Consider the following 23,389-nt stretch of genomic DNA (forward strand, 5'->3'; position numbering starts at 1 on the left):
CCCCATTCCCCTCACTATCTAAAACCTTTGATTATTGGCGTTTGCCAAGCAGCAAACCATTCATCACTTCCGCTAATTTGCCTACATGGGATGCCGATAATACAGTTATATGGTTTCCTGCACTTTCCAATACGGTAGCCTTAGGTGCAAACCGTCGCCATGACCGTAAATAGTCTTCCTGACCGTTTATTTCAGACGCATTTTTTGCATCAGTGACTGTCACCAAATGCAAAGGGCCGGTATATTCCTTTTCGGGTGTGTAACAAGTATTCACATTGGTTTCAAAGACCCGCACAATCCCTTGCAAGGTTTTGATATGGGTTCTGGGCGGCAGTAGTTTCACGTCAATCAAACGGCACAATAAACGGTTGAGTTGCTGGTCGCGGCTTAACCCGACAAAATCCTCGGCAGCCAATCCTAAGGTGCCGTCAATCGCCAACTCAAATAACTTCACCAATTCCATTAACATGCCAATTTGGGTATAGCGTGGCTTTTGTTGGTTTGGCATTAACGGGGCATCGGTGTCTAAAGCCACTAACGTTTCAATCTGCTCGCCTTGGGCAGTCAATTGCAAGGCCATTTCGAAAACCACCCAACCGCCGAAAGAATGCCCCAGCAAGCGGTACGGGCCATGCGGTGAAATGTCCCGTAGCGCTTTGATATAAGCCAAGGCCGCCGAGGCCACATCAATATGGGGCACCAGTTCACCATCCAAGCCCCTAGGCTGCATACCATAGATAGGCAAACGTGGATCTAGGGCTTGGCTTAAGGCATAAAACGACGTGACACCCGCCCCTGCCCCTGGCACACAAAACAGCGGTTTGATGGCTGCATTGCCCATTTGCATCAAGATTGCCGGAGCATAGCGTTGTTCAGGAAAGGTTACGGGGTCTTCACAATGGGTTAACGCCTTATTTAGGGCAACACCAAGATGCTGGACATTCGGCAATTGAGTGATTGAAATATGGTCGCCTTCGACAGGGATCACTTGCAAACGCCCGCCAGCAATAGCTTGCCAACCTGCACAATTTTCCTCAACAAAACGGTTCCCTTGGGCGGCAAATAAAGTCAACCGTGCCGGGATGGGTTTTAAGGCATAGGTCTTGGCGGCGTTGGCGATCGCTTTGTGGACAGCCAATACCCGTAAGGCGGTGGCCTTATCAATATCGGCGGATAAGATTCCGCTGCTTAAAGCATAATCCAGCATGGCGTTGAGGTCAGCCGCAGTAGCCAGCCTGTTTAATTCTGTAAAAACATTCTCAGGCGCATCGTCAGGGATCATGCCTAACAAAATGTCGATCTCACTTTCTGGCGCATCAGCGTCATATTCAAAACCCGTATCCAGCAAGCCGACAAATTCCACGGTTTGGTCTGCACCTATCAATTGGCTTGCCATTTCATAGGCAATTGTCCCGCCGACCGACCATCCGGCTAGGCGATATGGCCCCTCCGTTTGCACTGAGCGTATCGCTTGTAGGTACAGTGCCGCCATTTCTTCGATAGTCGATAGGGGGCTTTCATCGGACATAAAACCACAAGCCGCCAAGCCATAAACAGGCACGTTTTCATCCAGCCAAGGCATCATGTCACGGACATAATTGACTTCACCACCTGCCGGATGAACCAAAAATATAGGCCGCAGCGTACCGCTGGTACGGATGGGAACTAGATTGCGGTTTGCTGAATGATTGCCTAAAGCCGCAGCAAATTCATGCAGGGTCGGCTGGGCAAAAAGCGTACGCAAGGCAACTTCGACACCCAAAGCTTGTTGCAAACGTGAAATGAATTGCACAGCAAGCAAAGAATGCCCGCCCAATTCAAAGAAATGATCCTGTCTCCCCACCTGCCCTAACTGTAAAAGTTCTTGCCATAGTTTGGCGATAAGGATTTCGGTTTGGCCTTGCGGGGCTTGGTAATTGCGATTTATGACAGTGCTGTCATCCGGTGCTGGCAACGCTTTACGGTCAAGCTTGCCATTTGAATTAAGCGGAAATTCGCTTAAAACAACAAAAACGCTCGGCAGCATATAATCCGCCAGATGCTGTGCAAGTTGCCCACGTAAAGCAGAAGGGCTAAGCTCGTGACCGCTTTCAGCAGTCAGGTAAGCAACCAGACGTTGATTACCTGTACTATCAGCGCTGGCGATAACGACCGCCGCACGGACACCTGGACAACGGCCTAATTGCGCTTCAATTTCGCCCAATTCGATACGGAACCCCCGGATTTTGATTTGGAAATCATTACGGCCTAAAAACTCAATCGCCCCGTTGGGCAAGTATCGTGCTAAATCGCCCGTTTTATACAAACGACTGCTAGGTTTGGTACTGAAAGGATCAGGGATAAATTTTTCCGCCGTCAGTCGGGGCTGGCGCAAATACCCTCGCGCTAAACCGCCTCCAGCAAGATAAAGTTCGCCTACCGCGCCTATCGGGACGTTTTTGAGGAATTTATCCAATATATAAATGCGGGTATTGGCAAAAGGCCGCCCGATGGGTAATACCTCATCATCCAGTGTGGTTCCGGTATTTTCATAATACGTGCTGTCTATCGTCGCTTCGGTCAGGCCATAGCTATTGATTAGCCGTGTGGTGCTGGCACAATAACGTTGATAATGCTGGTATTCCGCGAATGTCCACGTATCCGAGCCGCAGATCAATAAATCCATACCAGCCAAAATCTTGCCTGCTTTTTCCAGGTATTGCATCAGGTTCCTTAAGACGATCGGCACAAATTCAGCGACATTGACTTGCTCTTGGCACATCAAGCCATAAAGCCCTGGGGCATCCAATAAGAGCGGACGCGGACAAATCACTAATTTATCACCCGACAATAACGCCCTGACCATATCGCCCGTACAGACATCAAAAGAAAAATTCGCCATTTGCAAATGGGTACGGGGCTTTGTGGCTAGTTGGTAAGCGTCTCGCCAAGCAAAATAGGCATTGGTCAAATTGCCATGACTGACCATAACGCCTTTAGGCCGATTAGTTGACCCTGAGGTATAAATCACATAAGCCAAATTACTCATTGTGGCGCGATTGACTGGATTATCTCTAGCTTGGGCGTCGATGGCTTGGCTTTGCTCCAGCAAATTAATAATGACTGCCTGATCAATATTGCTAATGGATTGATCCGTCAACAAAACCACTATCTGGCTATCTTCAACCATCAATTGCAAACGCTCTTCCGGCCATTCAGGGTCTAAAGGCAAATACGCCCCTCCGGCTTTCAGCACAGCTAAAGCACAAACCACTATCAACACTGATCGCCCGACACAAATCCCGACCACACTATCTGGCTTGACGCCATTACTACGTAGATAATGCGCCAACTGATTGGCCTTTTGGTTAAGCAAGTGATACGTCAGGCTTTGGCCTTCATACACAACAGCGACTGCATCCGGTGTTTTTTGCACTTGTTGTTCAAACAACTGATGGACTAACAAGTTATCAGGATAGGGTTTAGCCGTATGGTTAAATTCCACCAACAATTGGGTTTTTTCTGGTTCGGACAAAATATCTAAAACGCTTATCGCAACGTCCGGCGATTTCTCAAGGGCATCCACCAAACCAGTGATTGCGGTTTTTACATATTCGACAATACACTTAGGGTTGATACCAATTACGCATTGGGCTTGTAGGCTAAATGCCTTACCCAAGTCATCAATATCAACCGATAAAGGATAATTGGTCCATTCTTCTTTACCCAACACTTGTATTCCATCCCAATGGAAAGCGTCAGGGTCGGTGGCATCTGCCCCGTCGAATAACTGCGCATGGCGGTAATTCAGCAATGTGGTGAATAAAGGCAATCCTGCCGCAACCGAGCTACACCGTTGCGCCAAAGCCAAAGTGGCATGTTCATGGTCTAGCAAACCGCTTAAGCGCAGGTAAGTGTCTGCCACGACTTGTCGGACGCTACGACCCGTTAAGGGAATGCGTATCGGTAAGGTATTGATAAACAGACCTAAAACCTGCCCCACACTTATTGTGCCTTGCAAACGCCCCGACAAGACCGTACCAAAGACCACTTCGTCTTGACCACAACACTGCGCCAAAACCTGTCCCCAAGCCAAGTGAAACAACACCGCTGGGCTAACGCCGTATTGCTGGGCAGTACCGTAAATGCGTTGCGATAATTCGGCATCCAATAGCAACCCGGCTTGGCTAGTTTGCTGACCGTCGCCTTGAATATCGGTTATGCCAAATGGCGCGGTGGGTTCGCTTATATCACCCAGTTGCGCACGGAAATAGGCTTCATGCTCCGCCACCGAAACTTGGTGCATTTGGGCGATGAAATTCCGGTAAGGCAACACAGGCGGTAATTGATCGCTACGGCCTTGTAAAATCAGCTGAATTTCGGCAAGGATCAATTGCAACGTGTAGTTATCATCAATTAAATGATGGTTGACCAAGGCCAACAGCCATTCATTGCTGTGCGGATCAAACGCGATATAGGCGGCGAACAGCGGCGCACGGCTGATGTTCAGCCGCAATTGCCATGGATCGGAATGCTCGAGTAATTGGGCGCGGATATGGTCACCCTGCAAAACCAACTCGATAACCGGCAATAAAGCGTGGCGTTGCGCCACTTGCACTGGCTGGGCTAGGCCGTCCCAATGGACGGCAGTACGTAAAATATCATGGCGGTCAATAACAATTTGCAACGCCTTTAAAAAAGCATCCAAACGCGGACGATCATTAAAACTTAACAAAGAGCGCACTAAATACGCATCACCCTGCGTTGCCAGCAGATGGTGAAAAAGGATGCCTTCCTGCAAAGGCGCTAGCGGATAAATATCTTGGATATTGCCGACACCTCCAGGAACACAAGCGACAATCCTGTCAATCTCCGCTTGGCTCAGGTTAACTAAGGGCAAGTGCTCGGGATGTATCGCCGTGCAAGCCTCCGTAAGCAAATTGGGTGGTACGGTAAAATGCCCTTTCGTGTTGTTATCCACACCTTCGCTAGCCGCCGCCAAATCCATTAAAGTCGGATTGACAAAAACCGTGCGCACCGTCGCCACTAAACCTTGTTGGCGCATCCTATCAATGAGGGTGACAATCAATAAAGAATGGCCACCCAACTCAAAGAAATGGTCATAACGCCCGACTTGCTCAAGATGCAATAATGCTTGCCAAATCGTCGCTAAGGTTTTTTCGGTCTGAGTTTGCGGGGCTTGGTAAGGACGGCTAACGACCGAACCGCCATCAGATTCTGGTAACTTCTGGCGATCCAGTTTGCCGTGGGCGGTCAGCGGGAACGCACTTAACATGACATAGGCACTAGGCAGCATGTAATCGGCAAGGCGATCCGCCAATTGCCCGCGCAAACCTGAAGCATCCACTTCATGGCCTGTTTCGGGAATGCAGTAAGCGACTAAGCGTTGGTTGCCCCCCCCATCCTCACGGGCGATAACGATAGCCTCGCGGATACCTTGACATAAACAAAGCTGGGCTTCTATCTCGCCCAGTTCAATACGGTAGCCTCTGATCTTGACTTGAAAATCGTTACGCCCCAGATATTCCAGGCTACCATCGGGAAGCCAACGCCCCAAATCTCCGGTTTTGTACAAACGCGAAAAACAAGGGTTGCCGTCATGCGGGAAGAGATTGCCGGGAAAACGTTCAGCGGTGAGTTCCGGTCGGTTTAAATAAGCTTTTGCCACACCTGCCCCGGCAATATAAATCTCGCCCGTCACTCCCAGCGGTACGGGCTGTTGATGGGCATCCAACAAATAAAATTTCAAATCAGCCAAGGGCTTGCCGATATTACTGCCCATCCCGAAACGGATGTCGGTTTCGCTGAGTTTTTTATACGTGGCATGGACGGTGATTTCGGTGATCCCGTACATGTTAATGAGCTGGGTATCTGCCAAGGTGTTTCGGGCCAGCCACGGGGCAAGGCTACGGAAATCCAAGGCTTCGCCACCAAAAATGACCATCCGCAAATGATGCGGCAAGGGATTTTGGGCTTGGGCGGCGATAAGCTGGCGGAATGCCCCAGGCGTTTGGTTTAGCACGGTGACGTGTTGGTCACACAGCACTTGATAAAAAGCGTCGGGGTTACGCGCAGTGTCGTGCGGAACGATCACCAATTGTCCGCCATACAGCAATGCCCCCCAGATTTCCCATACCGAAAAATCAAACGCAAACGAGTGGAATAATGTCCACACATCATCGGTAGAGAATTGAAATTGCGCTTGGGTGACGGCAAACAAACGCGTGACATTGGCATGGCTGACCATAACCCCTTTGGGTTGTCCGGTGGAACCGGAGGTGTAGATGATGTAAGCCAAATGTTCGGGATGTAACGCCACAATGGCGGGGTTTGTGTCGGGGAAACCCGCAAAATTTATATCAGCGGTTGAAACGTCCTGCCCTACTGGCGGTGCCGACAGTTCATCCAAACAAACCACCGTCACCTCAGGGGAAGCCAAAGCAGACACTTGCGCCAATAACTGGATTTGCGTCAACAAAGCCTTAGGCGCACTGTCTTTAAGCAGATACGCCAAGCGTTCTTCTGGATAATGCGGGTCTAATGGCACATACGCCGCCCCGGCTTTGAGGATAGCCAGCAAACCTATGACCATATCCAAACCCCGTTGCACACAAATCGCCACGCGGTCATCAGGACGGACACCTATAGCCAACAAATAATAAGCCAAGCGATTCGCTTGCCTATTTAATTGCCCATAACTTAATTGCTGGTTTTCATAGGTAAGCGCAACCGCATCGGGCGTTTGTCCGGCTTGAAATTCAAACAATCGGTGTATGCAAACTTGTCCATGCCCAGCCGCAATATAGCTATTACGGTCTATTTGCAATTGTTGGGTTTCGGTTTCCGTCAATATTGGCAAACGCAACAGCGGTGCATCTGCGTGTTCGGTAATGCCTGCCAATAAATTGACAAAATGCTGGCTCCAGCGGGCAATTGTCGTTGCCGCAAACAAATCGGTGTTGTATTCGAACTGACAAGCCAAACCACCTTCTGCGGTTTGCCTAATATGTAGGCTCAAATCAAATTTGGCGTTAGCGCTTGTGTTTTCGAGTCCACCGATACGCAAACCAGATAAGGCCAGTAATGCCGGAGCGGTATAGTTTTCCACACTCAACAGCACTTGAAATAAAGGGCTATGGCTGGCGCTACGTTCGGGCTGTAACAGCGTCACCAGTTGTTCAAAAGGCAAATCTTGATGGCTTTGCGCCGCCAACACGGTTTGGTGCATTTGTAACAGCAAGCTGGCAAACGACGGATCAGCGGCTAAATCCGCCCGCAACACCAAGGTATTGACAAAAAAGCCAATCAGCCCTTCGGTGCCTGGATGCTGGCGATTGGCGACTGGTGTACCGATACATATATCGGTTTGTTGGCTGTAACGGCTCAATAACGCACTAAACGCCGTCAATAGCACAACAAATAAGGTTGTCCGGTGCTGTTTTCCTAACGCTTGGATTTGTTCTGACAGTAAAAAGGGGATATTAAAACTATGGCTGGCACCGTGGTGACGCATCTGTTGTGGCCTAGGATAATCCGTAGGCAACGCCAATAAATTAGGTGCTCCTGCCAAGGTTTGCTGCCAATAGTCGATTTGCTTTTGCAAAACCGCCCCGCTCAGCCACTGGCGTTGCCAATAGGCATAATCGGCATATTGGATGCTAAGCTCCGCCAACGGCGATTGCCCACCTGCACTGAACGCTTGATACAAACTGCTAAATTCCCGCGTCAAAACACCTGCCGACCAACCGTCAGCAATAATGTGGTGTAAGGTCACTAGAAAAATCACCTCTTGCCCGTCCTCTTCTTCGCGAAGCTTAAGCAATTGCGTACGGATCAACGGCCCACCCGCCAAATCAAACGGCGTGCTGGCTTCTTGCCGGCAAAGTTGCTGCGCTAAAGCTTGCCGGATAGTTTTGGGTAATCCCGATAAATCAACGTGTTTGAGCGGCACATGCAAGCTATCGGCAATCACTTGCCTGCCTTCCCCGTTGACGTTGATAAACGTCGTGCGCAAGCTTTCATGACGGCGGATGATTTCAGCGACACTTTGCGCCAAAGCCAAGCTATTCAATTGGCCTTGCAAATGCAAAGCTATCGGGATGTTATAAAACGCGCTGTCAGGTTCCATTTGGTCTAAAAACCACAAACGCTGCTGGGCATACGAAAGCGGTAACGGAGCAGTGCGGGGAATAGGATTGATCTGCCCTTCGTTATTGTTTGTTTGTGCCAACAGCTCCAGCAATTCCTGCTTTCTGCTTTTAAGCTGGGCTTTGAGGGCGTCGGTCAAGGTGTTCACGGGGGCTTTGCAACGTAAATTTCCTTCCTCGACATAAAGCTGGACGTTTAAAGCCTGTAAATCGGCGAGCAAATCCTTTAGCGTCATAATGCTATATCCTCGTATGCAAATTCATCTTCTGCTAACAAAAGCTTTTGATTTTTCAAGCTAACCGCCATCACAACCCGTTCCGCCAATTTTTCGATAGTGTCGGCTTCGAATAACACCTTCAATGGCAAGTTAATGGCAAATTGCGTGTTGAGCCTAGTCATGACTTGAATCGCAATCAGCGAATGCCCGCCCAATTCGATGAAACGGTCATGGCGGCCAATGTGGGCAAGCTGGAGCAAATCTGACCAGATCGCCGCCAAAGCCCATTCCATATCAGTTTGAGGCGCTAAATATTGGTTTTGCAACTGCGATGCAATATCCGGCGCTGGCAGGGCTGATCTATCCAGTTTACCGTTAGCCGTCAGTGGCAATTCGTTAAGGATGACGTAGGCACTGGGCAACATATACTCGCTCAGCACGTTTGCCAGTTGGTCGCGGACATTGGCAATCTGCAAACTGGCGTGCCCTTGGGCAAGCAAATACGCCACTAAACGTTTATCGCCCGGATGGTCTTCGCGGGCAATGACAACCGCTTCCTTAACGCCATCACATTGTCTAAGTTGGGCTTCGATTTCCCCTAATTCGATACGGAATCCCCGGATTTTCACTTGAAAGTCATTGCGCCCTTGATATGCGATATTGCCGTCTTCTAGCCACCGGCCCAAATCGCCCGTTTTGTACAAGCGGTCAAACTGACTATCACCAGCCTGGAACGGGTTGGTGATGAATCGTTCAGCCGTCAATTCGGGGCGGTTTAAATACCCTTTAGCTAACCCCGCCCCGGCAATATAAATTTCACCTGTCACACCCATCGGCACGGGTTGTAGATACGCATCCAGAATATAAATACGTGTATTCGGAATGGGTTTGCCTATCGGGACTGAACCATCATGTTCAGTAGCACAAAGATAACGGGTGACAAACACAGTGGCTTCGGTTGGCCCGTAGGCATTCACCAAGCGGCAGTGTCTGGCCCATCGTCTTGCCAAAGCAGGTGGACAAGCTTCGCCGCCGACAATTAAGGTCAATTGGGAAAAGGCTTCTGGATCGGGAAAGAGAGCCACGACGGATGGCGGCAACAGCGCGTGGGTTATACGCTGCTCCAACAAAGTTTTTGCTAAATGACCACCTGGCTCTAAAGCTTCAGTACTTGCCAGACATAAACAAGCCCCGTGGCATAAAGCGGTGAACAGCTCCCAGACGCTGGCATCAAAACTCAAGGAGGCAAATTGCAAAATGCGGCTATCGGGGTTAACAGACACTAGCTCAGGTTGCGCCTGAATCAGGTTGCCTAAACTTTTATGGGTGACCATCACCCCTTTGGGCAAACCCGTAGACCCTGAGGTATAAATGACATAAGCCACATTGTCTGAACTAAAACCCAGCGTCTTACTGGATGGGTTATCGGTAGGGAATGCGCTGTAATCCTCATCCACCAACACTACGGGCAACGTCAACTTAGGCAAACGATTTTGGTTATCGGCTTGGGTGATTAGCGCAACAAGTGCGCTATCTTCAAGCAGATAAGCTAAACGCTGGCTAGGATAATTCGGGTCTAAAGGCACATAAGCGCCTCCTGTTTTCAGTATCGCCAAAACAGCGACCACCAAAGCCACCCCCCGCACAATACAAATCCCGACGCGGTCATTTGGCTTAACACCTAAAGCAATCAACTGATGGGCAAGCTGGTTCGCTTGTTGGTTAAGCTCTGCATAGCTGAGGCTTTGGTTTTCATAAACTAAGGCGATGACGCAAGGGTTTTGCTCCGCTTGCCGTTCAAACAACTGATGGACACAAATATCTTGCGGGAAATGTTGATAACTGGCGTTGAACTCCACTAGCAATTGCCGCCGCTCTGGTTCCGGCAAGATAGCCAATTGACGGACCGGGCAATCGCTATGTGTGTTAAGCGCATCAGCCAAATGGCTAATCGCTGTCTCCAGATAAGCAACCAGTCGTTCAGGGTTTATGCCTTTGACACAATGAGCCGTCAGGCTAAACGTTTGCCCAAAATCATCCACCGACATCGTGATCGGATAATTGGTGCGTTCTTCCGCTTCCAGTAACTGGATGCCATCCCAAGCCATTGGCATGGCGTTATCAGTGGTTTTGCTATGGCGATAATTTAAAATCGCGGTAAACAATGGCAAAGAAGCGGGGACTAAACTGCAACGTTGTGCCAAAGCCAATGCCGCGTGTTCATGATGCAATAATCCGATCAAGCGCTGCTGGGTATCAGCAACCACTTGGCGGGGCGTTAAATTTGCAAGCTGGACACGCACAGGCAAGGTATTCATGAACATGCCCATAGCCTGCCCTGTACTGCCCGAACCTTGCATACGTCCGGTCAACACGGTACCGAACACTACGGCATCTTGCCCGGTACAATGCGCCAACACCTGCGCCCACGCGACATGGAACAAGACCGCCGCAGACACGCCCAGTTGCTGGGCGATGGTGTGGATAGCATCCGACAATCCCGTGTTTAGCTCTAGGCTAGCCACAGAAATTTGCGTCCCGTCACCTTGGACATCCAAAAATCCAAACGGCGCGGTCGGTGCGTCTATATCCCCCAATTGTTGCCGGAAAAAAGCTTCATGTTCACCCACCGACACGGCACGGGCTTGGGCAATGTAATCGCGGTAGGGTAAGGAAGGCGGTAAGTGCTGGGATTGTCCGTTTAGAATTTGCTGGATTTCTTTTAGCACCAGTTCGCCACTGATGTGGTCGCGGATAATATGGTGGTTAAGCAAGGCAAGCAGCCATTTATCCGGATCAGGGGCGGCGGTGATAGTCGCGGCAAACAACGGTGCGCGTTGCAAATCCAGACGTAAAGTGCCTGGATCGGTGATCGCGAGGAGGTTCGGTAAAGGTTCGTCATTTCCTGGCAAAACCAATTCCGTAATAGGCAACACGGCACGGCGTTGGACGACTTGCACGGCTTCCGGCAGGCCTTGCCAGACGATGGCAGTCCGCAGAATATCATGACGGTCAATAACCTGTTGCAAGGCATCCAGAAAAACATCCAAACGCTGGCGATGATCAAAGCTAAACACCATGCGCATCAAATACGCATCACCTTCGTTTGCCAGCAAATAATGGAACAACATACCTTCCTGCAAGGGCGAGAGCGGGTAAATGTCTTGGATATTAACGATACCACCCGAAATGCTTGCGCCAATCTGGTCAATAGCCGCTTGGCTGAGGGTCACTAAAGGCAACATAGCCGGGGTAATTGCCGTACAGCCTTCCGGTATCGGATGGACTGATAAAACAACATCCACCGCTCCATCGTCATGTAATTCCGCCGCCAAATCGGTCAATACGGGCGAAACGAACACACTCATGACATCCGCCACATACTCCAGTTGCTGCAAACGCTCAATTAAGGTGATCGCCAACAAGGAATGTCCACCTAATTCAAAAAAATGGTCATAACGACCCACACGCTCCACGCCCAACAGCTCTTGCCATAATTCTATCAGCACGGTTTCCGCCGCAGTTTGCGGGGCTTCATAGTCCGTTGTGGCGACCGCCGCCAAATCCGGTGCAGGCAGGGCTTGACGGTCAATTTTGCCATTTTGCGTCATCGGCAACTGGGGAAGGCAGACAAAAGCACTGGGCAACATGTATTCCGGCAAGACGGCAGCCAAAAAATGGCGTAAATCACTAACGGACAATTTGTTATCATTGGTCTGCACATAAGCGACCAAACGCTTATCATCCGGCCTATCTTCACGGACAGTCACTACCGCCATATAGACACCGGGAATCCCCATCAGCCGCGCTTCAATCTCGCCTAACTCAATCCTAAGCCCACGGATTTTGACCTGATGGTCGCAACGGCCTAAAAATTCAAGCGCGCCATCGTGACGATAACGCGCCAAATCGCCCGTTTTATACAAACGGCCACCGTCCGCGCTGAACGGGTCAGGGACAAATTTCTCCGCCGTCACGTCAGGACCTTGTAAATAGCCACGGGCAACGCCAGCACCGCCGATATATATCTCGCCTTGTACGCCTATCGGCACAGGCATTCCGCCCTTGTCCAACAGATATATACAAACATTGCTGATTGGGCGGCCTATCGGTACGGTTTCGTCATTATCCGACGGACTGGCTTTATAAACACTGCTCCACACCGTGCCTTCGGTCGGGCCATATTCATTGTATAAATCAGCATCCGATAATTTGGTAAAATGCCGTTGGGGCAATTCTGGCGGACAGGCTTCCCCGGCAACAATTACTGTCGTCAAAGAAGCCAGTTTTACCGTTGCTTGTTCCAGCAACAGGGCGTACAAAGCCGGAAGCGCGAGCAGATGCGAGACTTGATGAGTGGCGATCAAATCCGCCAGGGCCGTCGGGTTTTTGCTGGCCTCTGGCGTAGGGAGACATAAACAGCCACCTTGCGCCAACGTCCAAAAAATGCCCGCGACGGAACTGTCAAAAACAAACGGCGAAACTAATAAATAAGCGTGTATGGGCTTTGGATAATAGCCTAGCCTAGCCCAAGTGGAATGCACGGCGTTACGATGGGTTACTTGTACGCCTTTAGGCTGTCCGGTCGAACCGGAAGTGTAAATGAGGTAAGCCAAATTAAGCGGATGCACTACAACAGGCACATCATCCACCGGATAACAGGCAATAGCAGGCCAATCTTCATCAAGATAAACCGTGGACGGCAATTGCTTAGGCAATTTTTGGCTTAAGCGGTGTTGCGTTAATAACACGGGCGTATGGGTATCACTTAAGACATAAGCGATACGTTCTTGAGGATAATCAGGGTCTATCGGCACATAAGCACCGCCTGCTTTCAAAATACCCAATATCCCAATGAGCATTTCTAAAGAACGTTCCACGCACAAACCCACAGGCACATCGGCAGCCACGCCTTTACCACGTAAAAAATGCGCCAATTGGTTGGCTTTGGCATTCAGCTCCGCATAGCTGAGGGTTTGCTTACCAAAAACCACGGCTTTTGCGTCTGGATTTATTTCAATCTGTCCGGCAAACAATTCATGGATTAATTGCTTATCAGAAAATGCAGAGGCAGGAGGGTTGAATTCTGATAAAAGTTGTTGCCGCTCCGCCGCACTGATGAAATCAAGCTGGCTAACCTTTAGCTGCGGATGGGCAACCATCTCCGCCAAGATAGCCCGAAAATAATCAGCATAGCGGCGGACGGTCTTTTCATCGAACAAATCGCAGCTATATTCCAAACTGCCAATGATGGCTTCGCCCGTTTCGACTAAGGATAAGGTCAAATCAAACTGGGTTGTATTAAAAGGCGGTTCCAAAACCGTAGCCACCAAATCCGGCAAAGCCAATTCACCACCGTCAGGCGTATTGTTCAAATTCAACCAGACTTGGAAAATCGGGCTATAACTCAGGCTACGCTCTGGATTAATGGCTTCGACGATTTGCTCAAACGGCATGTCCTGATGAGCATGAGCTTGTAAGACGCTGTCTTTGGTCTGCGCCAGCAGTTCCGCGACGCTAAGGTCGGCATCCAAACGTACCCGCAAAGCCAAGGTGTTCACGAACAAACCCAGCAACGGCTCCAGTTCCATACGTTGCCGATTGGCGACGGGAGTCCCCGTGACAATATCGGTTTGCCCAGAAAGCCTAGCCATCAACACCGACCAAGCCGCCAACAGCACCATGAATACGGTGACGTGATGGGTCTCCGCGCAGCGCTTGATCGCCGCAGTCAAATCTCCAGACAATCCCATATTGATGCGCCCACCCACTCGGTCACGCACAGGCGGCCTAGGCCGATCTGTGGGTAATTTCAACAAGGCCGGAGCTTGGTTTAAGTAATCCAGCCAAAACCCGGTTTGTTGCTGTAAGCGTTGGCCTTGTAACCATTGCCGCTGCCAAACCGCATAATCGGGGTACTGGATAAGCAATTCCGGTAGCGGGTCGGCTAGCCCTAGGCTAAACGCGGTGTAAATAGCCTTAAATTCATGGATCAATCGGCCTAAAGACCAACCATCGGCAATAAGATGGTGTTGGGTAATAAAAAAGCGATGTTCGGCATCGCCCAACCGCAACAAGCAACCACGGATCAATGGCCCCTTCTCCAAATCAAAAGCCTGACTAAATTCTTCATACGCCAATTGCTTTATCATGTCTTGCTGTTGTCCGGCTGGCAGCGTAGACAAATCCTGTTCTTTTAAATAAAAGCCACGGTCTGCCGGATGAATAATTTGCCGGGGTTCGCCAGCGTCACTAACAAAAGTGGTGCGCAAAGCCTCGTGCCTAGCCACGATACGGTCTAAACTGGCTTTGAAGAGTGTTTTATCAAGCCGCCCTTGGAGCCGCAAGCCTCCGTGGATATGGTAAGCCTGGCTGGTTGTAGGATCTAACCGGGCTAAAAACCACAAACGCAATTGCGCCCAAGATAGCGGTATGGCTAAGGCGCGGCCTACAGGCTGGATAGCGGGCAACCCGCACAATGGCGCGGCGTTAACGGTGATGGCAAGTTGTTTCAGGACAGGCCGGGCGAAAAGTTCGCGTAATGCCAATTCAATACCAAACCCTTGCCGCAAACGCGCGACCAATTGCACGGCAAGCAAAGAATGTCCGCCCAAGGCAAAAAAAGCATCATCACGTCCGACGTGGGGCAGATGCAACAACTCTTGCCAAATGCCTGCAATAGCCATTTCCGTCGCGCCTTGTGGCGGTTGGTAAATAGGGCTGATGACGGCATTGCCATCAGGGGCGGGCAAGGCATTGCGGTCAAGTTTGCCATTCATTGTCAACGGCAACTTGTCTAAAGCCACCAACGCACTGGGCAACATATATTCCGCCAAAACACTGGACAATTGGCTGCGCAACTCGGCTACCGAAGGCTCATGGCTTAATTCTGGAACAAAATAAGCAACCAAGCGTTTATCACCCGGAACGTCTTCACGGGCAATGACAACGGCTTCTTTAATCCCTACACAGCGTTTAAGCTGAGTTTCGATTTCGCCTAATTCAATACGGAAACCCCGGATTTTCACTTGAAAATCATTGCGCCCCACATACCCGATACGGCCATCGGCTAACCAACGCCCTAAATCTCCTGTTTTATAAAGACGGGGGGAAAGCAACTGCCCGTTTTGCAGCAATGGATTGCTGATAAAACGCTCAGCCGTCAATTCAGGGCGGTTCAAATAGCCTCTGGCAAGCCCTGCCCCGCCGATATAAATTTCCCCTACCACACCGATGGGTACAGCTTGCCGATAGGCATCCAAAATATAAATTTGGGTGTTGGCGATAGGCCGCCCGATGGATGCGCACATAAAACCGTCATGCCCGTTATCTTCGTTGATTGGCTGGCAAGTGGACCAAACTGTGGTTTCGGTGGGGCCATATAAATTCCATAACTCCGCAACCGATTTTTTTAACGCCAAAGCCAGCTCAGTTGTTAAAGCTTCACCGCCACAAAAGGCTTTAAGTCCGGCAGGCGCTTGCCAACCATTATTTAACAGCAACCGCCAGGTCGCCGGAGTGGCTTGGATAATACTCGGCTGATGCTGGTTGATCGCCTCAGCTAACAAATCGGCGTCCGCTGATGTTTGCTGGTTGAGCAAAACCACTTGCGCCCCATTTAGTAAGGGCAAAAACAGCTCAAGTGCGGCTATGTCAAAAGCAATGGTGGTGATCGCCAATACCTTATCCGCACAAGTAATGCCTGGGGTGCGGGACATTGAAGATAAAAAATTGACCAAAGCCGCATGTTGAATCATCACGCCTTTAGGCAGTCCCGTGGAACCGGAAGTGTAAATGACGTAGGCCAGATGCTGTGCACCTAAACCCCAAACAACAGGGTTGCTGTCTGACGTTTGGCTAGCCATTGCCGAACTGTTCGGAGCATCAAGCAGCAGCATGGGAACCCCCAGACCGCCCAATTTAGGCAAAGCCTGTTGCACTGCCGTTTGGCTCAGGATCACCGTCGGCTGGCTATCCGTTAACATATAAACTAAGCGTTCTTCGGGATAATGAGGGTCAAGCGGGACGTATGCGCCCCCCGCTTTTAAGATCGCCAATAACCCAATCACCATAGCCAAACCCCGTTCCACGCAAATCGCCACCAAATGATCTGGCTGTACACCCAAGGCCAGTAAACGGTATGCAAGTTGGTTGGCTTGTTGGTTCAGTTGGACATAACTTAAGCTTTGCTCTCCACAAACTAACGCAATCGCTTCAGGAGTTTTAGCAGCTTGTTGTTCAAATAATTGGTGGACAGTGGTTTGCGGAAAATCGGCAGCCGTATCATTAAAATTAACTAAGATTTGCCGCAGCTCTTCTGAAGCCAGCAAGGGCAATTGGCTAATACGCTGTTGGGGATGGGTGACCATGCCGCGCAGCACGGTAGAAAAATAGCCAGCGATACGCGTTACCGTCGCCTCGTCAAACAAACTGCTGGCGTAATTCAGCCTACCTATCAGTTCGGTACCGGTATCTGAAAAGAATAAAGAAAGATCAAACTGGGTGGTGGTTTCCGGGAAATTGAGCTGTTCCAAACGCAAGCCGGGTAGGGCCAAATCCCCACTAGGGGTGTTGTCCAACGCCAGCATAGCTTGAAAAATCGGGCTGTAAGCCATGCTACGGGTCGGTTTTACCGCTTCCACCACTTGCTCAAATGGCAATTCCTGATGGGCAAAAGCCGCCAGACAAGCGGTTTTGACATGGGCAAGCAACTGGCTAGCATCCCAAGCAGGGTCAATCTGGACACGCAAGGCCAAGGTGTTGACAAAAAAACCCATCAGGTTTTCTAAGACGGTATGCTGGCGATTCGTGACAGGCGTACCGATAACCACATCACTTTGTTGGCTAAGCCGCATCAGCAATAAAGCCCATGCCGCGAGCAAAGCCATAAACACAGTGGCGCCTTGGCTTTGCGCAAACCGTTTTAGTTCCGCCGTCAAATCCGGCGGGATATGCAGTTCCACAGAACCGCCTGCATGGCTCTGCACAGGAGGCCGCGCATAGTCTAAAGGCATATTTAAACACTCTGGCGCACCGTCAAGATGGTTCCGCCAAAAATCGAACTGTGCCTGCAACACCTTATCTTGCAACCATTCCTGTTGCCAATCGGCATAATCGGCATATTGGATGCTTAATTCCGGCATCGGATCAGGCAAACCTTGGCAAAAAACCGGGTACAGTGTCGCCACTTCTCTAATCAACAAACCGATAGACCAACCATCAGAAATAATATGATGTTGGGTAACCATCAACAGATATTCCTCATCAGCTAGACATAACAAACGGCCCCGTATTAAAGGCCCGTCCGCTAAAGTAAACGCCAAGCTGGCTTCTTCTATATAAATTTCTCCGACTTGTTTAGCTTTGTCTTCTTCAGTGAGGGAGCGTAAATCGTATTCCAGCAATTGAAAGCCGCTGTCGGCATCGGCTATCACTTGGCTAGGCTGCCCATCAGCACTCACAAACCTTGTCCGTAGAATTTCATGGCGGGCAACGATACGGTTAAGGCAACGCTTTAAAACCTCCAGATTCAAATCGCCATGTAAACGTAAGCCCGCCAGCAAATGGTAAGCTTTGCTGGCGTCAGGATCGAACTGGTCTAAAAACCACAAGCGTTGCTGTGCCGCTGACAGTGGAATGCGGCAGCCCCGGTCTGCTGGTCTGATCAACGGCACGGTGCTACGCGCTTGTTCCGGGCCATTGAGCTGCCTTAGTTTTTTCAGCATCACGGCGCGTTTTAATTGTTCAATCGTTTGATTTTCGTTATTCATTAATTTGCCTCCTCGGACAATAAAAGCTTCAACTCCGCCTCAGATAAGCCATCAAGCTCTTTTTCCAACAGGGCGACATCGCTTTCGGAATACTGGGCTATTTGCAATGCCATTAAATAGTCGGCAAGGGTAATCAGCGTGGGGTTCTCAAATATCGCCAGCAACGCCACCCGCACATGGAATGCTTCCTGTATACGGTTCACCAATTGCACCGCGAGCAAAGAATGCCCTCCGAGTTCGAAGAAATTGTCATGCCGCCCAATCCGTTCCAGATGCAACAAGCCACGCCAAATTCCGGCGAGCAGCATTTCATGGGTATTTTGCGGGGCTTCGTAGGGGCGGCTGATCGCGGCCGCATCATCGGGGGCGGGTAAAGCCTGACGGTCTAACTTGCCATTGCTGGTAAGAGGAAAACGATCCAACAAGACAAAAGCACTGGGCAACATATACTCAGCCAAATGTACCGCAAGCTGGCGGTGCAATGCGGCAAGATCGGGTTGATATCCGGTTTCGGCGATGAGATAAGCAACTAGACGCTTATCGCCAGGACTGTCCTCACGGGCAATCACCACCGCTTCACTTACCCCATCGCAAGCACAAAGACGGGCTTCAATCTCACCTAATTCGATACGGAAACCCCGTAATTGGATTTGGTCGTCCATACGTCCCAGATAAACCAACTCGCCATTCACTAAGCGTTTCGCCAAATCCCCGGAACGGTACAAACGTTCATCCGCTTGGTAAGGGTTGTTAATGAAGCGTTCTTGAGTCAGTTTTTCCCGATTCAGATACCCTCTAGCGACACCCAAACCTCCGACATAAATTTCTCCAGGCACGCCGATAGGCAACAAGTGTTGCTTGGCATCCAAAACATAAACGGTGGTGGTCGGTATCGGCAAACCGATGTTGCTGGCATTTTGGCGAATATCAGTATCTGTGACCTGTTTGTAAGTGACATGGACACAGGTCTCAGTAATGCCGTACATATTGACTAAGCTGACTGCCGGATAAGCCGTATGGAAATGTTGTAAATTGGCAGGATCTAAGTTTTCGCCACCAAAAATGACATAACGTAGGGCCAACACAGGCAATGCCGGATGGCTAAAAATGGCATTGCTCAGATTGTAAAATGCCGATGGGGTTTGGTTGAGGATGGTGACCTGTTCTTGGCAAAGAAAAGTCATGAATAAGGCAGGGTCTTTGCGGACAGGTTCGGGGACAATGGTGATACGGCCTCCGTATAACAAAGCCCCGAATATTTCCCACACCGAAAAATCAAACGCATACGAATGGAACAGCGACCAGACATCGTTTTCGCTAAAAACAAAAGGCATCCGCGAGTTAATCAATAAACGCACGACATGACGATGTTCCAGCAAGACACCTTTGGGTTCGCCCGTAGAACCGGAGGTATAAATCACATAAGCCAGTTGTTCCGGGCTGCTGGTTTTGTCGGGATTACTGTTTGAATAACTGGCAATCAGGGCATGATCGGCATCCAATAAAACGGCGTTGCCCGTCAATGCCAGCGTTTCCGCCCAAGCTTGGGTGGTGATGAGCTGGCAAGCGCCACTGTCAGCCAACATATATTGAATGCGGGCGGCTGGATAATTCGGGTCTATCGGTAAATACGCACCACCCGCCTTAAGCACCGCCAGTATCGCAACTATCATATCTAGGCCGCGGTCTAGGCAAAGTGCGACAATGGCTTCTTTATCAACACCTTGCGCCGTCAAATAATGCGCCAATTGATTGGCGCGGACATTGAGTTCCGCATAGCTTAGACAATTGCCACCCAGATTGACGGCAATCCGTTCCGGTGTCCGTACCACCTGCCCTTCAATCAATTGATGCAGGGTTTTATGCTTTGGATAATCGGCTTGAGTCGTATTCCAGTCCTCAAGCTGTTGCTGGATTTCCGCAGCAGCCAATAACGGCACTTCATCTACAAGCTGGTTGGTGTCGTTTGTTAAAGCATCCAGCAAAACCAGATAATGCCTGAACATTTGTTGGATCAAATCAGGATCAAAAAAATCAGCGTTGTAAACCAATTTGCCCACCCAAGTATCTTGCTCTGGATGAATAAGCAAATGCAGGTCATTTTTGCCATAACCCAAATTGGTTTCGATCATGCGCGCATTTAACTTGCCAGTTCCCCAAGTCTTGCCCGCTTGCCCGTCAAACTGGAACAAAATATCGAACAAGGCCGTGCGACCCATGTCCTTTTCTGGGTTAAGAGCTAGGACAAGCTGATCAAATGGCATTTCTTGGCAAGCATGGGCTTGCTGGGTGGTGCGTTGGATTTGCTTGAGCAAATCGGCAAAAGTGGTTTGCCCGTCACAAAAATTACGCAGCACCAACAAATTAGCGATCGGCCCGATAACCGGATTTAACATCGCGTGGTTGCGGCAAGGTGCGCTAGTGCCAATGACCAATTCATCATGCCCGCTATAACGGCGCAATAAAGCATTGAACCCCGCAAACAGATAGGCAAAATGGCTATCACCTTGTTGCGCCGCCAGATTTTTCAAACGCAGGACAAGCAACGCGTCCATCACAAACTCATACCGGGCTTCGGTAAACGTATGCACCAAAGGCCGGGGGCGGTTCATAGGCAATTCCATCGCCTGCAAACGTCCACGCAATTGGTATCGCCAATACGCCAACTGGACAGCATCAGAAAGCTGCCGTTGCCAATTAACGTAATCTTGATAGTGGACAGACAATTCCGGTAAGACAGGCGCTCGGTTTTCCTGCCCGGCTATATAAATATCCAATAGCTCGTCAGCAAGCAAACGCATGGAAGTCCGGTCGACTATGATGTGGTGGATGGTGACCGTCAACATGGCGTGCTGGCTATCACTACGCAACAAAATGGCACGGAACAGCTCACCGCCATTAAGCGCAAAAGGCTTGCGGGTTTCGGCAATGGCTTGTGCCAACAAACCCTCTTCACTTACGGTTATTTCATCAAGGCTAATAGGCGTAGGGACGGTAAGAATTTCTTGCCACACGTTTTCACCATCACTATGGATACGTGTCCGCAAGGCTTTATGACGGGCGATAATTTGGTTTAAGGCAGCTGCAAGGCTTGCTGTGGACCATTCCCCGTCAAGTTGCAGCAATAACGGGATATTGTGGTAAACCGGACTGGCGGGATACAGATAACCCGCCTCAAATGCGTCGATAAACCACAGGCGTTCTTGGTGGTAAGACAGTGGGATAGGAGCATTTGTAAAGGCATTGGGCAACAGCATGGGCAAGGTAATCTCATGGCCGATCAGCAAATCGCTAACGTGCAAGCCAGGATTAGCGGCAAATTTCTCCAAAACTGCCATAAAACCGCCCACCATGGCTTGTGCGGTTTTCCGGTCAAACAATGCCGTGGCGAACACCAGATTGCCGATAATGGCCTCCCCGGCATCCTGTAAATACAGCGAAGTGTCATGCTGCGCCGTAGTGGTTTTTGTTTCCATCGTGGATAAGCTTAAGCCCGGCAAAGACACCGCTTGCGTATTCGGTGTGTCCGCCATCACCAAAACATGTTGGAAGATAGGGCTATAACTTGTGTCACGTATCGGGTGTACGGCTTCGACTATTTGCTCGAACGGTACATCCTGATGCTGGTAAGCCGCCAAGGTGGTAGCTTTAATCTGTGCCAATAAATCCAAAACATTAGGGTCATTTTCAAGGCGTACCCGTAACGCCAAGGTATTAACGAAAAAGCCAATGAGCGGCTCCAATTCAAGGCACTGGCGGTTGGCGACCGGACTACCCATCACCATATCCGCTTGACCGCTTAACCTAGCTAACGACACCGACCAAGCAGCCAGCAAAACCATAAACAAAGTGCAACCCTGCTCTTGGGCAAACTGTTTAAGCCCGTCCGTCAAACTAGCGGATAAATTAAAATTGATAACATCGCCTTGATAACGTTGGACGACAGGACGTGGCCTATCCGTAGGCAGTTTGAGAAAAGCGGGTGCATGGTTTAATTTCTCCCGCCAAAAGCCAATTTGCGCTTGCAACGCATCACCTTGTAGCCACTGCCGTTGCCAGACCGCATAGTCGGCATATTGGATACGTAATTCCGGCAAGGGGTCAGGCAAACCTAGTCTATAAGCGCTGTAAAGTGCGCTCACCTCATTAACGATAATCGCCAGTGACCACCCATCTGAAATGATGTGGTGCTGGGTGATGAGCAAAACATGCCCGTCCTGATCGAGTTGCAGCAATTGCCCGCGGATCAACGGGCCGTGTGCCAAATCAAAAGCCTCGCTAGATTCGGTGTCGGCAATTTTTTCTAAAGCCACCTCTTGTTCCGCTTTTGGCAAATCACGCAAATCCTGTTCTGTCAAAACGAAGCCAATCGCTGGATCGGCAATCACTTGCCGAAGTTCACCGTCTATCATGGCAAAGGCCGTACGCAATACTTCATGGCGTGCGACAAGCTGGTTGAGGGTTTTGCGTAACAGAGTTTTGTGCAACCGTCCCTGCAAACGTAAGGCGATTGGCAGATGATAAGCCTTGCTTGCTTCTGGATTGAATTCGATCAAAAACCATAAACGTTGTTGCGCCCACGACAAGGGTAAGGCTAGGCTACGGTCAACCATTGGTATGGGCGGCAAGATACTGGCTTGAGCTTGCTCGGCACATTGCGCCAACGCCAGTAAAGTGGGATGGACGAAAACTTCATGCAAAGCCAATTCAACACCTAAGACTTCCCGAAGCCTTGCCACCAACTGCACCACCAACAACGAATGCCCGCCCAATTCAAAGAACTGGTCATGGCGGCCGACCTGGGCGATGTGCAGCAGCTCCTGCCAAATGCGGGCGATGGCGGTTTCGGTGGCGCCTTGCGGGGCTTGGTAAGCCCGCTTGGCGAGGCTATCCCCGTCGGGTTCGGGCAGCGCCTGGCGGTCGAGCTTGCCGTTGGCGGTGAGCGGGAAGCGTTCCAGGGTGACGTAGGCGGCGGGCAGCATGTGCTCGGCCAAGTGTTCCGCGAGGCGGGTGCGCAGCCCGGCGGGTTCCAGGGTATGGCCGGGCTCGGGGACGAGGTAGGCGACCAGGCGTGGGTTGCCTGCGCCATCGTCACGGGCGAGGACGGCGGCTTCGCGCACGCCGGGGCAGCGGCGCAGCTGCGCCTCGATTTCGCCCAGTTCGATGCGGAAGCCCCGGAGCTTGACCTGGAAGTCGTTGCGGCCGAGGTAGTCTATGGTGCCGTCGGGCCGCCAGCGGCCGAGGTCGCCGGTCT

3 protein-coding genes are annotated in these 23,389 nt (G+C 50.4%); all 3 read right to left on the reverse strand.

From position 1 onward, the window contains the following. Positions 1 to 31 precede the first annotated feature (31 nt). A complete protein-coding gene (locus tag METMI_RS0120990) occupies positions 32 to 8,383 on the reverse strand; it encodes a non-ribosomal peptide synthetase (protein WP_019868266.1) in 8,352 nt (2,783 codons plus the stop codon). Continuing rightward, positions 8,380 to 18,135, reverse strand: a complete 9,756-nt coding sequence (locus tag METMI_RS24895; protein ID WP_019868267.1) for a non-ribosomal peptide synthetase — start codon at positions 18,133 to 18,135, stop codon at positions 8,380 to 8,382. Before METMI_RS24895 ends, METMI_RS0120990 begins: the two co-directional genes overlap by 4 nt. Next, positions 18,135 to 23,389, reverse strand: a 5,255-nt coding sequence (locus tag METMI_RS25840) for a non-ribosomal peptide synthetase (RefSeq protein WP_019868268.1), incomplete at its 5' end; no start/stop codon positions are given. The genes METMI_RS25840 and METMI_RS24895, both read right to left, overlap by 1 nt.

This window comes from Methylovulum miyakonense HT12 (genome assembly GCF_000384075.1).
Classification (GTDB): Bacteria; Pseudomonadota; Gammaproteobacteria; order Methylococcales; family Methylomonadaceae; genus Methylovulum; species Methylovulum miyakonense.

Coding starts and splice junctions, on each gene's coding strand:
- METMI_RS24895 (WP_019868267.1), bottom strand. CDS start 18,135: ATGAATAACGAAAATCAAACGATTGAACAATTAAAACGCGCCGTGATG.
- METMI_RS0120990 (WP_019868266.1), bottom strand. CDS start 8,383: ATGACGCTAAAGGATTTGCTCGCCGATTTACAGGCTTTAAACGTCCAG.